This window comes from Microbacterium sp. zg.Y909 (assembly GCF_024626565.1).
Map to the genome: position 1 here is coordinate 1 of NZ_JANJFJ010000100.1, position 13806 is coordinate 13806.

A 13806-nucleotide genomic window follows, 5' to 3' on the forward strand; every position below is an offset into this window, starting at 1 on the left:
GGCAGGCAGATCGTCGGCCGCGGAGCCGACCACGAGCCCGCCGCCGTGCACGTGATAGAGCACCGGCAGGCGCGCGCCGCGCCTGCGAGGACGCAGGAGCAGGAGCGCGATGCCGGGGGCGTCCCCCGCCGGGACGAGGTGGCGGGTCAGCGCCAGGCTCCCGCCGAGCGTGATCTCGTACTCGCTCGGTGGCACCGCCCGCTCGCGCAGCTCGGCTATGCCCTCGGGGCGCAGCGAGGTGACCACGTCGTCGGTGGTGCGCAGCGCGTGCGCCACGTCCGGATCGAACGCCGGGGGCGCCCCCGGGCCTTCCCTCATCCCTTCACCGAGCCCTGCAGCAGCGCGGCGACGAACTGGCGCTGGAAGACGAGGAACACCAGCAGCGTCGGAGTGAGGATCAGCAGCGATCCGGCGCACAGCAGCGGGACGTCGGTGCCCCACTGCCCTTGGAAAGCGCCCAGCGCACCGGCCATCGTGCGCTTGGTCGGGTCGTCCACGAGCACGACGGCGAGCAGGAACTGGTTCCAGGTCCACAGGAACAGCAGGATCGCGAGCGAAGAGAGCGCGGGGACGGACAGCGGCACATGGATGCGCCAGAACAGCTGCCAGGTCGTCGCGCCGTCGATGCGTGCCGCTTCGGAGACGTCCTCGGGCATGTTGACGAAGTGCGCGCGCATCCAGGTCACCGCGAACGGCATGAACAAGCCGATCAGCGGGAGGATGATCGCCCATCGGGTGTTGAGCAGCCCGAGATCCCTCATCTGGTAGTACAGCGGCACGATGATGCCCTCGAACGGCAGCGTCAAACCCAGGATGAACGCGATGAACACGATCCGTCCGGCGAACGGCTTGAGATGGCCCAGGGCGAAGCCCGCCAGCGTCGCGATCAGCAGCGCCACGGGCACCACGCCGAGTTCGATGAGAACGCTGGACCACAGCAGCTCCAGCATCCGCGCGGATTGGAAAGCCAGCACGAAGTTGTCCCAGTGCGGCTGGGCCGGCCACACCAGACCGCCCGGATACGTTCCCGGTTCGTGCAGTGCGGTGATGAACAGGCTCACGAACGGGAGGATCGTGATGACCATCAGAAGGATCAGCAGCGCCCGCCCGAGCCAGGTCTCGCGTGCGGAGACGATCATCCGTCGCGTCCTCTCAGGATCCGCTGCATCGGCAGCACCACGAGCAGCACCAGCACCATCAGCACGATCGCCAGCGCTGACGCGGTGCCGATCTCACGCTCGAAGAACGCCAGGTAATAGATCTGCAGGCCGGGCACGAGCGTGCTGTTGGCCGGCCCTCCTTGGGTCGAGATGTAGATGATGTCGAAGCTGGCCAGCGCCGAGATCACCGTGACGGTCAGCGCCACCGCGATCTCCTGTCGCAAGCTCGGCAAGGTGATGGAGAAGAACTCCCGCACCGGCCCCGCCCCATCGATCCGCGCGGCCTCGTACAGGGCCGGGTCGATCTTCGTCATGCCCGCCAGCAGCAGCAGCAGGCACAGCCCCAGCTGCACCCAGGCACCGATCACGCCCACCGCCGGCAAGGCGGTCTGGGTGTCTCCGAGCCACGCCCGCGTGAGCCCGCCCAGTCCCACCAGCTTCATCAGCTGGTTGACCATGCCGTCGGTGGACAGCTGCCAGGTCCACATGATGCCCGCCGCCACCAAGGGGATGACCTGTGGGAGAAAGAGGACCGTGCGCGCGACGGTCGCGAGCCTGCTCGTGGCGATGGCACGGATGAGGTTCGCGGCGAACAGACCGATGACCACCGGCACGATGCTGAAATACAGGATCAGTTCGAAGGCGTTGAGGATCGACCCGACCAGGGTGGCGTTGTTGAACACCTCGACGTAGTTCGCGAACCCCGCCCACGTCGCCGGCCTTATGCCGTCCCACCGGTACATCGAATACTGCACCGACCGCACGATCGGAACCAGCACGAAGGCGATGTAGAACACCGCGGCCGGCAGAACCAGCACATAGGCGGCAACCGACCATGACCAGCGCCGCCTGCGCAAGGTCCTTCGCCGGGCGGCCGACGGCCCGCGACCGGCTGCAGCGCCGTCGGGGCGCGGCGGCGCTGCAGCCTGCTCAGAGGTGGACATCCGTCAGTCGGCGAGTTCGTTCTCGTAGTCCGCCTGTACGGCGCTCAGCAGCTCGGCGGCCTCCACTTCACCGGCGACAAGCCGCTGGACGTTCGGCGTCCAACTCTGGGCGTAGATGCCGCCTGTGGCGTTGGCGATGAAGTCCATCGCGCCGTTCTGCTCATTGATCGCGGTGCCTGCCTTCAGCGTGGCCTCCGTGACGGAGCCCTCGGCCACCTCGGGCATGAACGCGTTCGCCGGTCCCATCGGGTGCGAGCCGCCGACCTCGACGGTGATGGTACGTGCCTGTTCGTCGGTCGCGACCCAGTCGAAGAAGAACGCGGCGCAGTCCGGGTTCTCGGCGAACGCCGAGATGCCATATGTCAGCGGCGCCGACATCGCCCCCTGCGCGCCGCCCTCTTCGAGCGGTGGCATCAGGAAGAACCCCGCTCCCCCGGGCATCTGAGTGTCGAGGTTGCCCGATTCCCAGTCGCCGCTGAAGATGAACAGGCTCTCGCCGCCGATGAAGCGGCTCATCATCTGCGAGTAGTCCATCGAGTTGACGTCGGGGGCGAAGTAACCCGCTTCCACCCAGCGCTGCAGATGCTCTGCGGCGGCGAGGTTCGCGTCGGTGTCGATCGTCGCGTCCGCCTTCTGATAGATCCAGTCGTTGATCGGCGCGGTCTCACCGTACGACGCCATCAACCCCTGCAGCGGGAAGAGCAGTCCGCCCGTGGCACCCCCGTTGAACTGGGCGATGGGGGTGATGCCGGCATCCTTGGCTGCCTGCAGGTAGCCGTCGAACTCCTCGAGGGTGCGCGGAGCCTGGGTCATGCCGATCTGCTCGGCGAGCGCGGTGTTGTAGAACACCCCCGTCATCGAGAAGTTCAACCCCATGCCGTAGAGCGGACCGTCGCCGCGGCGCCCCTCGTCGTCCACCCGCAGCTGCTCGAGCTGCGACTCGGGCCAGTCGGTCCAGCCGAACGCCTCGGCGTAGGGGTCCAGGTCCATCAGCAGGCCGCCCGACGCGAGCTCCGACATCTGCGGCAGGCGCATGAGGTCCGGCGGCGAGTCCTGCAGCACGCGGGGCGCGTTCTGGGTGAGGACGGCGAACTGGTCTTCGCGGATGTCGAAGGTCACGTTGGGGTACTGCTCGGTGAACTCCTCCGCGAGCACGCTCGGCAAGGGGAAGCCCGTCTCGGCGTACATGCTGAGCTCGACGTCCTCGTCGCCGCAGGTGGGCGCCCCGTCGGCGAAGTCGGGCCTCTCGGACTGCTCGGGGGCCGCGGTCCCCCCGGGCGGCGCACACGCCGTGACGGCGAAAGCCGAGGCGAGCAGAACCCCCGCCACTGCCAGGGGACGCATTCGAAGATCCTGTGATCGAGACACCGGTGTCTCCCTTCATCGTGGATGGTGCAGTCAGGGCGCGAAACGTCGGGAAAACGTGCTAAATCGCGTTAGCAATGTCATGATGCTCTGCGTGCCCGACCTTTGTCAACGGCCCGAGCGGCCGGGGGGCGGGCGGGTGCGCGGATAGGATCGTCGCGGAACGGAGAGGCTGTGGGTCGAGGAAGAGTCAGGCTGGCCGACGTGGCCCGCGCAGCCGGAGTCTCGCGCACCACGGCATCCCTCGTCCTGTCAGATCGCGGCGACGAGCTGCGCATCTCCGCGGCGTCGCAGGAGCGGGTGCGCCTGGTGGCATCCGAACTCGGCTACCGCCCCAACGTCGTCTCGTCGGAGTTGCGACGCGGCTCCAGCCGCACGATCGGTTTCATCTCCGACACCATCGCCACCTCGCAGCTCGCCGGCGACATGATCAAGGGCGCCCTCGGCCATGCGCACCGCAACGGGTACATGCTCTTCATCGGGGAATCCGAAGGCGACCTCGATGAAGAGGAGCGCATCATCGAAGCCATGCTCGACCGGCAGGTCGACGGCTTCGTGATCGCGTCGATGTTCACGAGGGAGCGGCCGCTGCCGTCGAATCTGAAGGGTCAGTCAGCGGTGCTGCTCAACGCGCTGCCCGAACGCGCACGAACGGTGCGCGCGGTGATCCCCGACGAGTACACGGCGGGACGCGACGCAGTGGAGCTGCTGCTGCGCGCCGGCCACGAGCGCGTGCACCTGATCGGCGCCGGGCCGGAGCAGGCCGACGTTCCTGCGCAGACCGTCGCCGGGCGCGAGCGTCTCGCCGGCATCCTCGATGCCCTGGCGGATGCCGGACTGGCGCCGGCCAGCGGGCACCTGTGCCAGGTGTGGCTGCCACAGGACGGCTGGAAGGCGACCGCCCGGCTGCTGGCGACGGGCGTGCGGCACGAGGCGCTCATCACCTTCAACGACCGGCTCGCCTTCGGTGCCTACCAGGCGTTGCAGGAGGCAGACATGACCGTGCCGTCGGACATGTCGATCGTGTCGTTCGACGATCACCAGCTCGCCGGCTGGCTGCACCCGGGGCTGACCACCTTCGCCATCCCCCATCATGAACTCGGCCAGCGCGCCATCGAGCTGCTGCTGGATGAGGCCCTCCCCGAAGAGAATCCGGTCGAGCGGCTGCGCATGCCGGCGCGCATCAGAGGTTCGGTGGGCCCGCCGGGCCACCCCGCTCCCGTCAGCGGCGCCACTGCGCCGCCGGGGTGAGACGCGCTCGGCCCGTGCGCCCGCCACGTGTCACCCACGGAGCCGCTCCGGCGAACCGCTCCACGGAGTCGCCCCGGGGAGCCGCCCCCGCGGAGCCACCCCCGGGGAGCCGCTCCGGTGTCACTTCCGTACTGTCCCCGCGCACATCACCCGCCATTCGCGACACTCGAGGAGCGCTCGCACCCGCGCGGGTCCGCTTGCTACCAGCGCGGAGCTGCTCCGGTCAGCGCAGGAGCCGACCCAGGTCGACTTCTCTCGGGACGTCACCCGCCCGGTGTTCGGAGAGGGCGTCCGGCAACATGTCGTCGGGGAACCCCTGGTAGGCGATGGGGCGCAAGAACCGTTCGACGGCGCGAGCACCCACCGAGGTGAAACCGGGTGAGGTCGTCGCGGGGTAAGGGCCGCCGTGCACCATCGCGGGAGACACGATCACCCCGGTGGGCCAGCCGTCGTAGACCAGGCGCCCGGCGTGCAGGGCCAGCTCGTCCACAAGCTCGCGGATTCCCCCGTCCATCGACGACGACGCCTGCACGGTGGCCGTCAGCGTGCCGCCCACGGCACGTGCTGCACGGAGGAGATCCGACGGATCGTCGTACTCGACCACGAGCGCACTGGGGCCGAATCGTTCCTCGGCCAATGCCTCGCTGTGCGCGAGGAATGTCTGCATCGACGCGCGGAACAGGGCCGGGCGAACCTCGTCGAGATCGGCGCTGCCGGTGCGGAGGACGTCGATTCCGGCAACTTCGGTGAACGTCTCACCGACCGCCTCGTAGCCGGAGCGGATGCGCTCATTGAGCAGGCGGGCAGGCCCCACCCCGTCGACAGCAGCGGCCGCGCGCTCCGCGAAACCGGACCCTTGCGGCACGAACACCAGACCCGGTTTCGTGCAGAGCTGGCCGTTGCCCAGCGTGTACGAGGCCACGAAGGCGGTGGCGAGATCTTCGACGTGCGCGCGTGCAGCCTCGACCGTCACGAACACCGGGTTCAGGCTCCCCTGCTCTCCGAAGAAGGGGATGGGATCCGGCCGCCGCGCGGCCACGTCGAACAGTGCCCTCCCCCCGACGGTCGAACCGGTGAACGCCGCTGCGCGGATCGCCGGATGCTGAAGCAGCCGGATCCCCGCCTGTTCTCCGTGCACCATGCTGAAGACAGCGGGGGCGAAGCCGTCCGATCGGACCGCCTCGTGCACGATCTCGGCCGTCGCCTCGGACAGGCGCAGGTGGCCCGGATGCGCCTTGACGATGGTCGGGCACCCGACGGCCAAGGCGGAGGCGGTGTCGCCGCCCGCCACGCTGAATGCGAAGGGGAAATTGCTTGCGGCGAACACGGCGACCGGGCCGACGGGACGGTTGATCGAGCGCAGGTCGGGAGCCGGACCGCCGACGGGGTAATCAGGATCGGTGTGCTCGACGACGGCGTGGAGATGGCGCCCGGAGCGGACCAGATGGGCGAATGCGCGCAGCTGATACGCCGTCCGGACGACTTCGCCCGCCAACCGCTGTGGAGGCATGTGGGTCTCTGCGGCAGCGATCTCCACCAACGCCTCGCTGCGGCTCTCCATGCCGGCGGCGATCGATTCCAGCAATCCCGCACGTGCCGCTGCAGGCGCAGCGGCGTAAGCCGGGAACACGTCGTGCGCAGCAGCGGCGTGCGCGCCGACCTGTTCGACAGTGGTCTCCGCGCTCATAGACTCCGTCCCTCCCCCCAGTGGGCGAGACCACGCACCACCGGATTACGCAGGCGTCCCAGCCCGCTGATCTCGATGTCGACAACATCCCCGCTCTGCAGCGAGAACTCTTCCGGCGGGACGATGCCCGTCCCCGTCGAGAGCCACGCACCGTCTGGGAAGACGTCGCCCCGGAAGAGGTAGGACACCAGCGTGTCCACTGGGCGCGCGAGCTGGTCGGTCGACGTCTGGTCGGCGAACACCACCCGTCCGTCACGTTCGATGCTCACCTGGATAGTCAGGTCGCCGTGGTCCACCTCCCACGCCGGTCGCAGAAACAGGCCCACAGCGCACGCGCCGGCATAGACCTTGGCTTGTGGCAGGTAGAGCGGGTTCTCACCCTCGATCGACCGAGAGGACATGTCGTTGCAGATCGAGTAGGCGACGATCTCTCCGTAAGCGTTGACGACGGCGGCCAGCTCCGGCTCGGGGACGTCCCAGGCCGAGTCGTCACGGATGCCGACCGGATCGCCGTCGGTACCCACCCGCCAGGCGACGCTCTTGAAGAAGAGCTCGGGGCGGTCGGCCTCGTATACGCGGTCGTAGACGTCGGGCACCGCCGCCTCCGCCATGCGGGCGGCGCGTGAACGCAGGTAGGTGACCCCGCTCGCCCAGATCTCCGTCCGCCCGTCCACGGGCGCGATCAAGCGACCCGGCTCCGTGGGCGGAAGGTCTGAGCTGAGCAGCTCCTGCAGTTCTGCGCGCGTCAGTCTGAGAAGCTCGGCCATGGAGTCCGCCGGGAGGCGGGACCAGAGCCCTCCCGTTTCCCTCAGGACGGCTCCGTCATCGCGTCGGCACAGTCGCATCACGCGCTCCTTTCGTGGGCGAGGACCGCCCCCGGGCCGGTGACCTCAGCACGATGGAAGTACGACCGGGCGTCGTCCGGTCGTATATCCGCCACCGCGTCGTTGAACAACCGCATCGGGTGCGGCGAGTACGGGTGCTCGGCGATCGCATCAAGATCGAGGGTGATGCCCAGTCCGACCCGGTCGGGGATCATCACGTCACCCTCCGGCGTCAGCACGAGCTGTTCATCGGAGATCTCGGTTCGCCACGGGACGTCGACAGCCATGATCTCGAGGTAGCGGAAGTTCGGCAGCGCAGCCGCCAGCTGCAGCGTTGCAGCGGTACTCAGCGGCCCGCTCGGATTGTGAGGCGCGAAGGGCACGTAGTGCACCGAGGCGAGCGTAGAGAGGAAGCTCAGCTCCGAGAGCCCTCCCGCATGGGTGACGTCGGGCTGGATGTAGTCGACCGCTCCGCGCGCCAGGACGGGCGCGAAGGCATGCCGACCGAACCAGCGTTCACCTGCGGCGATGGGAACCGGTGACTTCGTACGGATCTCCACCAGCGCGTCGATGCCGTCCGGAGGGCTCGGCTCCTCGAAGAACACTGGCTGGAAGGGTTCGAGCGCACGGGATACACGGATGGCAGTGGGCACGTCGAAGCGACCGTGACCCTCGATGAAGAGTTCCACGCCATCGCCGACGGCCTCGCGAACGGCGGCGACCGGCTCGAGCATGCGGCTCAGGTCGCGGGCGCTGACGGTGAGGTCCGCTGCTTCGAACGGGTCCCACTTCAGGCCGCGGAAACCCTGCTCCACCGTGGCGACGGCGGCTTCGGCGAAGTCGGCCGGCGTCACCGCCCCCGAGAACCACCCGTTGGCATAGGCGCGCACACGGTCGCGGTACCTGCCGCCGAGCAGTTCGTATACCGGAACGCCGAGCGCGCGGGCCTTCACATCCCACAGCGCCGTCTCCAGCGCACTCAGCGCCGTCATCGTGACCGGTCCGCCACGCCAGTAACCGTCGCGGTGCAGCTCGTAGATCAGGTGCGAGATGCGTGACGGGTCCTTGCCTCGCACAGCTTCCGCGAGGATCTTCACCGCGCCGCGGATGGCGTGCTCCTGCCCTTCCAGGGTCGCCTCCGCGACCCCGACGAGGCCCTCATCTGTGTGCAGTCGCACGAAAACCAAGTTCGTGCGGTAGAAGTCCACCACAACGGTTTCGAGGTCGGTGATTCTCAACATCATCCCTTCACCGCCCCGGCGGTCATGCCACCGACGACGTATTTCTGTGCGAACAGGTAGAAGACCACGGCCGGAAGGGTGAAGAGGAAGGCGACGGCCATGATGGTCTGCAGGGCGGTGCCCTGCTCGCCGACGAACCCTGCCAGCCCCACCGAGGCGGGTTGGATTTCGCGGCTGAAGATGAACGTCACCGCGAACACGTACTCGTTCCACGCGTGGAAGAAGGCGATGACCGCCGCGGCGGCGATCGTGGGAGCGATCAGCGGGAGGTTGATGCGCAGCAGAACGCCCAGCGGGCGCGCGCCGTCGACCCTCCCTGCTTCCTCCAATTCCCGCGGCACGCCGTCGATCGCGCCCTTGAGGATGAGCGCGACGATGGGCAGGACGAACGCGGTGTTCGCCAACACCAGCCCGGGCAGCGAATCAAGCAGATCGAAGCGGCGGAACAGCGAGAACAGCGGAACGACGAGCAGCGCCTCCGGAAGCATCTGCGTGAAGAGCAGCAGGAGCGCCAGACCGGCCTTCCCCCAGAAGGAGAAGCGCGACAGCGCATATCCCAACGGGATGCCGAGCAGAAGCGCGAGCAGCGTCGTGCCCGTGGCCACCACCGTGCTGTTGAGAAGCCATCGCAACGTTCGCCCCTCGGTCACCGCTTCGATGAAGACGCCGAACTGGGAGAAGTCCGGGACGAGGCGGGGCTGGCTGCCGAACAGGTCGGCGTCACTGGTGAGCGCGGTCGTGAACATCCAGTAGATCGGAAAGACTGCCAGGCCGAGCGCCACGAGCACGATGAGCATGCGCGCGGTCACGCCGAGACGGAATCGTCGGATCATCGCGGGGTCCTCTCAGCGGCACGGCCGACGAAACGGCTTCCGGCGATGACGATCAGTGAGATGAGCACGCCCACCATCCCGATCGCTGCGGCCGTGCCGAGGCGCTGGGCGTCGAACGCCTCTGCGTACAGATCGATCACGAGGGTGCGGGTCGAGCCCAGCGGTCCTCCTCGTGTCATCAGCCAGATCAGCTCGAACCGCCGCAGCGACCAGATCGTCATGAGCAGAGCCAGCAGTCCGACAGTCGGCTTGATGACCTGCCAGGTGACGACGCGGAATGTCCACAGCCGGCCCGCGCCGTCCATCTCCGCGGCCTCGATCAGTTCGGCGGGCACCGATTGCAGCGCGGAGAGGATCACCACACACACGAAGGGGAAGAGCTGCCACACGGTGGTGGCCAGGATCGCCGGCAGCGCCCATGCGGGATCATCGAGCACCCCACCGGCGCCGACCGGCACCCCGAGCGCCCTCAGGATGCGGGTGACGATGCCGTACTGCGGGTTCAGCATCCACACCGCGATCAACGCGGTGGCGATGCCGGGCGCCGCCCATGGGACGGTGATCAGAGCACGCGCGACCCCGCGACCGGGGAACTTGCCGTTGAGCAGCAGCGCGACGAGCAGACCTACCCCGACGGCGCCGACGACGCAGGCGACCACGTAGACACCCGTGGTCAGAAGCGTCTGGCGGAACGATGCGCTCGAAAAGACATGAGCATAGTTCGCCAGCCCCACCCATTCGCTGCGCGTGGGGTTCAGCAGGGTCGTCCGGGTGAAGCTCAGATAGATCTCCTGGAGCAGCGGGATCACCTGGAAGACGATGATGTAGAGCGCGGCAGGGGCGAGGAACAAGTAGGGAGTCCACTTACTGCCCAGCGGACTGCGTCTCCTGCCCCGCCGCGTGGCGGCGACGGTCACGGCGCCCCGACGATCCCCTCAGCCTCGGCCTGCGCCCGCTCCATGGCCTCCTGCATGGTCTGCTGACCCTGAAGGGCCGCGATGACCTCGCGCACGACGATGCTGCGGATCTCCGGGGTCTGCGGGCCGAACCCGACCACGATCTGGGGAGCGCTGGTGTTCGTCAGCTCGTCGAAAACGGTCAGGAACGGCATTTCCTCGAGCGATTCCGCGCTGCGCTCGGTGGGGGTGGCCATGCTCGCCGCGCCGAGGGCTTCCTGTAGCTTCTGCTGCTGCTCGGGCTGCAGCATCCACTCGATGTAGGTGTACGCGGCTTCCTTGTACTCGCTGTTCGCGTTTACGACGATGGGAGCCATGATCGCACCCTGCGCGCGCACCGGGAACGGGATGGGAGCGACACTGAAGTTCAGGTCCGGATTCGTACCCTTGGTGGCGACAACGTAGCCGCCGTTGTTCAGCTCCATGCCCACGAGGTTCTGGGCGAACATGCGGCGGAACGTAGCCGCATCCGCGCCCTTGGGGATGACATCGGCGTCGTACATGGTCTGGAAGGCCTCGAGACCTTCGACGTTCTTCGGGTCATCGAGCGTGAGGTTCTCACCGTCCGACCACTGACCGCCGAAACCGTAGACGTAGTTGAAGATGTCCTGCCACACGCCGTTCTCCTCCGCCTGGGTCTGGCGGAAAGCGAGACCGTACACGTCGCCCTGGGTGGTCGCCTGCGCCGTCGCCAGGAACTCGTCGAACGTCGTCGGCGGCTCGGGGACGAGGTCCGCGTTGTAGAACATCACGTAGTTCGAGGTGTCGTGAATCACGCCGTAGCGGGCGTCGTCGACGAAGAGGTACTCATCCGGGCCGGGCTGCAGACCGAGCTCCGCGGCGTCGATGACGTCGTCCAGCGGCTCGAGAAGGCCCGCGGCCGCAGCGGTGGAGAACTCCGGCATGTCGAAGCGCACCAGATCGGGGCCCTCGCCGCCTCCCATCTGGGTGAGGACGGTCTGGCCGAAAGTGGGGAAGGGCACGGATGCCGGCTCGATGATGACGCCATCCTGGCTCGCATTGAATTCATCGACGAACGCCTGAAGACGAGGCCCCAGCCCGGGATCGCCGAACGTGGAGGCGGCGAAGGTGAGGGTGACGGGGCCTTCCGCTTCCTCCGCCCCGCCGGAGCACCCGGTCAGGATGAGCGCGGTGGTGGCTGCACCCGCCAGGAAGAGGGCGCGGCGAGGGCGAGGGGTTGCGTGCATCGGCTTACTCCTTCGTAAACGATCGATCTGAGGCGAATCAGCGGCGCCTCGGTTCCACGTATTATTACTAACATTGGGCATATACGCAATATTGGTGTGGATGGCTGCGAAGGATAAAGTTCCAGGATGGCCGACCTGCACAATGCCCTCGTAGAACAGCTGGGGCTGCGCATCGTGCGCGGGGACTGGCCGCCCGGAACCCGGGTGGAGGTGGAGGCGCTCGCGCCGCAGTTCGGGGCGAGCCAGACGGCCATGCGGGAGGCCCTCCGCGTGATCCGGGAGAAGGGCATGGTCGAATCCCGACCCCGGCGCGGCACGACAGTGCGAGAGCGAAGCGCATGGAAGCTCCTCGACAGCGACGTCATCATGTGGCGTCGCGAGGTGCGTCGCGACGACGACCGCCTACTGTCCGAGCTCTCCGAGTTGCGCGAGATGATCGAGCCGACGTCAGCGCGTCTGGCGGCAGCCCATCGCGACCTCGAGGACATCGCAGCGCTCGAGGCGGCTTTCGCTCAGTTCGAGCGGGCGGGCTCCGACGTCGGGCTCCTCGATGCGGCCGATAAGTCGTTCCACTTGAGCTTGCTGAAGGCGACCCACAACGAGCTGATGATGCGGTTTGACGTCGTGGTGATCCACGCGCTGGACGCGCGCAACCGCATCCAGCACCATCCTTCGGGCACCTGGCTCGACCCTGTCCCCGACCATCGCGCCGTGCTCGAGGCAGTCATCGCCGGCGACCCCGCCGCCGCGGAGCGAGCCATGCGGCACGCCATCCGGGAGTCGGGTGAAGATCTCCGGGGCGGCGAACCACCGTTCCAGCACGTCAGCACCTGACCGCCGCACATCACCCGACGAGCCACTCCGGTGTCGCTTCCACACCATCCCCCGGGGCGGCACCCGCGATTCGCGACACTTGAGCAGCGCCCGCGCCCGCCGACCGACGCCTGAGCCGCTCCGGTGTCACTTCCGCACAATGCCCGGGCGCGGCACCGACCATTCGCGACACCGGAGCAGCGCTCACCGCGCGGGGCGGCACCCGCCGCGGGTCAGCGGCGCCATTCCTCCTGCGGGGTGAGCGGCACGACGGACGGCAGCCGCGCCGTCGTGCTCAGCGTCACGTGCTGGCCGGTGTGGGCGGAGTCGGTGAGCGCGGTCATGATCTCGAGCACGTGAAGGGCCAGTTCACCGCTCGCACGCCCCTCGCCGTCGCGCACCTGATCGATGACGCCGATGCCGCGGCCGGCCCCGACGTAGCCACCGGCATCGGGCAGCGTGGTCCATTCCGACTCGCCGCGGCGACGCAGGCGCACCTCGCCGGCGAAGGTGTTCGGGTCGGGGACGCTCAGCGACCCCTCCTCGCCGTGCACCTCGATCGGCGCCGCCGTCGTTCCCACGGCGTCGAAGCTGAAGGTCACCGTCGACAGCGCGCCGCTGGAGTGCTCGAGCACACCGGTGACGTGGGTGTCGATCTCGACGGGGATGATCTCGCCCGTGCGGGGGCCGGAGCCGATCCGTCGCGTGTCGCGGGTGCGCGACGATGCGCCGCTGACCCGCACCACCGGGCCCAGCAGGTGAACGAGCGACGTGAGGTAGTACGGCCCCATATCGAACAGCGGTCCCCCGCCGTCGCGGTAGTAGAAGTCGGGGTGCGGATGCCACGACTCGTGGCCGCCCGAGACCCAGGTCGCCACCGCCGAGACGGGGCGGCCGATGTCGCCGGCCTCGACGGCGGCGCGGGCCGTCTGGATGCCGGTGCCGAGCACGGTGTCGGGGGCACCGCCGACCCAGTGGTCGCCGGCGGCATCCATCATCGCCTTGGCCTGGGTGAGAGTCGCCGCGAGCGGCTTCTCGCCGTAGACGTCCTTGCCGTGGGCGAGCGCGGCGAGCGCGATCTCCGCGTGGGCGGCGGGGATCGTGAGGTTGATGACGGTGTCGACGGCCGGGTCGGCGAGAAGTTCATCGACGGTGAGCGCGCGGCATCCGGGGATCTCGGCGGCCACCGCTGCGGCACGGCCCTGGTCCAGGTCCGCCGTTGCCACGATGCGGACGCTCTCAAGCCCGGCAAGCGTCTCGAGGTACTGCCGGGAGATGACTCCCAGGCCGATTATCCCTATACCGTGCGGCTGGCCCACAGCATGCCCCTCTCGATGATGGTGCGGACGTTGTCGTCCTGCAGCACGTCCAGGCTGTGCCCGGGGGTGGCCACGAAGATACGTCCCTTGCCCCACAGGCGCGTCCACACTGCGGGGGACGTGATGGGACGATGCCAGGGGTGGTACGGCTGCACCGGGTGCGTGGTGGTCGCCAGCACGTCGATCAGGTCGTCGTGCAGCACCC

Annotated in this window: 13 protein-coding genes and 1 pseudogene; 2 read left to right on the plus strand and 12 right to left on the minus strand. The window is 68.3% G+C overall.

What is annotated here, in order from left to right:
* From NQ160_RS09395 to NQ160_RS09410, 4 genes and pseudogenes are all read right to left on the minus strand, one after another.
* Window positions 1–276: pseudogene (locus NQ160_RS09395) on the minus strand (alpha/beta hydrolase); the annotation flags it as partial.
* Between the two features lie 38 nt (window positions 277–314).
* Window positions 315–1139 (minus strand): carbohydrate ABC transporter permease, encoded by an 825-nt coding sequence (locus NQ160_RS09400; RefSeq protein ID WP_257514959.1) that lies wholly within the window; start codon window positions 1137–1139, stop codon window positions 315–317.
* Window positions 1136–2104: a carbohydrate ABC transporter permease gene (locus tag NQ160_RS09405; protein ID WP_257514960.1), complete on the minus strand. Its 969-nt coding sequence runs from the start codon at window positions 2102–2104 to the stop codon at window positions 1136–1138. Before NQ160_RS09405 ends, NQ160_RS09400 begins: the two co-directional genes overlap by 4 nt.
* Before the next feature lie 3 nt (window positions 2105–2107).
* Window positions 2108–3448, minus strand: coding sequence for an ABC transporter substrate-binding protein (locus NQ160_RS09410; protein ID WP_257514962.1), 1341 nt, complete (start codon window positions 3446–3448; stop codon window positions 2108–2110).
* Between the two features lie 225 nt (window positions 3449–3673).
* Here NQ160_RS09410 and NQ160_RS09415 point away from each other — a divergent pair, with 225 nt between their 5' ends.
* Window positions 3674–4720 carry a LacI family DNA-binding transcriptional regulator gene (locus NQ160_RS09415; protein ID WP_257514963.1) on the plus strand — a complete coding sequence of 349 codons (1047 nt, stop codon included), beginning with the start codon at window positions 3674–3676 and terminating at the stop codon, window positions 4718–4720.
* A gap of 223 nt (window positions 4721–4943) precedes the next feature.
* Here NQ160_RS09415 and NQ160_RS09420 read toward each other — a convergent pair whose 3' ends face one another.
* From NQ160_RS09420 to NQ160_RS09445, 6 genes are all read right to left on the minus strand, one after another.
* Window positions 4944–6407, minus strand: a complete 1464-nt coding sequence (locus NQ160_RS09420) for an aldehyde dehydrogenase (NADP(+)) (protein WP_257514964.1) — start codon at window positions 6405–6407, stop codon at window positions 4944–4946.
* On the minus strand, window positions 6404–7174 hold the full coding sequence (locus NQ160_RS09425) for a fumarylacetoacetate hydrolase family protein (protein ID WP_257514965.1): 771 nt from the start codon (window positions 7172–7174) through the stop codon (window positions 6404–6406). Before NQ160_RS09425 ends, NQ160_RS09420 begins: the two co-directional genes overlap by 4 nt.
* A gap of 77 nt (window positions 7175–7251) precedes the next feature.
* Entirely contained in the window at window positions 7252–8475 is a 1224-nt protein-coding gene (locus NQ160_RS09430; protein ID WP_257514967.1) for a mandelate racemase/muconate lactonizing enzyme family protein, read from the minus strand.
* Complete coding sequence (locus NQ160_RS09435; RefSeq protein ID WP_257514968.1) at window positions 8472–9305, minus strand: carbohydrate ABC transporter permease; 834 nt, start codon at window positions 9303–9305, stop codon at window positions 8472–8474. Before NQ160_RS09435 ends, NQ160_RS09430 begins: the two co-directional genes overlap by 4 nt.
* Complete coding sequence (locus NQ160_RS09440) at window positions 9302–10156, minus strand: carbohydrate ABC transporter permease (RefSeq protein ID WP_257514969.1); 855 nt, start codon at window positions 10154–10156, stop codon at window positions 9302–9304. The genes NQ160_RS09435 and NQ160_RS09440 overlap by 4 nt, the downstream gene beginning before the upstream one ends.
* 62 nt (window positions 10157–10218) lie before the next feature.
* Entirely contained in the window at window positions 10219–11469 is a 1251-nt protein-coding gene (locus NQ160_RS09445) for an ABC transporter substrate-binding protein (RefSeq protein WP_257514971.1), read from the minus strand.
* A 126-nt stretch (window positions 11470–11595) separates the two neighbouring features.
* Here NQ160_RS09445 and NQ160_RS09450 point away from each other — a divergent pair, with 126 nt between their 5' ends.
* Window positions 11596–12303, plus strand: a complete 708-nt coding sequence (locus NQ160_RS09450; protein ID WP_257514972.1) for a FadR/GntR family transcriptional regulator — start codon at window positions 11596–11598, stop codon at window positions 12301–12303.
* A 212-nt stretch (window positions 12304–12515) separates the two neighbouring features.
* Here NQ160_RS09450 and NQ160_RS09455 read toward each other — a convergent pair whose 3' ends face one another.
* On the minus strand, window positions 12516–13601 hold the full coding sequence (locus NQ160_RS09455; protein ID WP_257514973.1) for a Gfo/Idh/MocA family protein: 1086 nt from the start codon (window positions 13599–13601) through the stop codon (window positions 12516–12518).
* Window positions 13580–13806 (minus strand): ThuA domain-containing protein (locus NQ160_RS09460; RefSeq protein WP_257514974.1); only part of this gene is annotated, 227 nt, incomplete at its 5' end. The genes NQ160_RS09460 and NQ160_RS09455, both read right to left, overlap by 22 nt.

Bases quoted from the DNA above. Each gene is read 5' to 3' on its own strand.
- NQ160_RS09400 (WP_257514959.1), bottom strand. From the start codon at position 1,139: ATGATCGTCTCCGCACGCGAGACCTGGCTCGGGCGGGCGCTGCTGATC.
- NQ160_RS09405 (WP_257514960.1), bottom strand. From the start codon at position 2,104: ATGTCCACCTCTGAGCAGGCTGCAGCGCCGCCGCGCCCCGACGGCGCT.
- NQ160_RS09410 (WP_257514962.1), bottom strand. From the start codon at position 3,448: ATGCGTCCCCTGGCAGTGGCGGGGGTTCTGCTCGCCTCGGCTTTCGCC.
- NQ160_RS09420 (WP_257514964.1), bottom strand. From the start codon at position 6,407: ATGAGCGCGGAGACCACTGTCGAACAGGTCGGCGCGCACGCCGCTGCT.
- NQ160_RS09425 (WP_257514965.1), bottom strand. From the start codon at position 7,174: ATGGCCGAGCTTCTCAGACTGACGCGCGCAGAACTGCAGGAGCTGCTC.
- NQ160_RS09430 (WP_257514967.1), bottom strand. From the start codon at position 8,475: ATGATGTTGAGAATCACCGACCTCGAAACCGTTGTGGTGGACTTCTAC.
- NQ160_RS09435 (WP_257514968.1), bottom strand. From the start codon at position 9,305: ATGATCCGACGATTCCGTCTCGGCGTGACCGCGCGCATGCTCATCGTG.
- NQ160_RS09445 (WP_257514971.1), bottom strand. From the start codon at position 11,469: ATGCACGCAACCCCTCGCCCTCGCCGCGCCCTCTTCCTGGCGGGTGCA.
- NQ160_RS09450 (WP_257514972.1), top strand. From the start codon at position 11,596: ATGGCCGACCTGCACAATGCCCTCGTAGAACAGCTGGGGCTGCGCATC.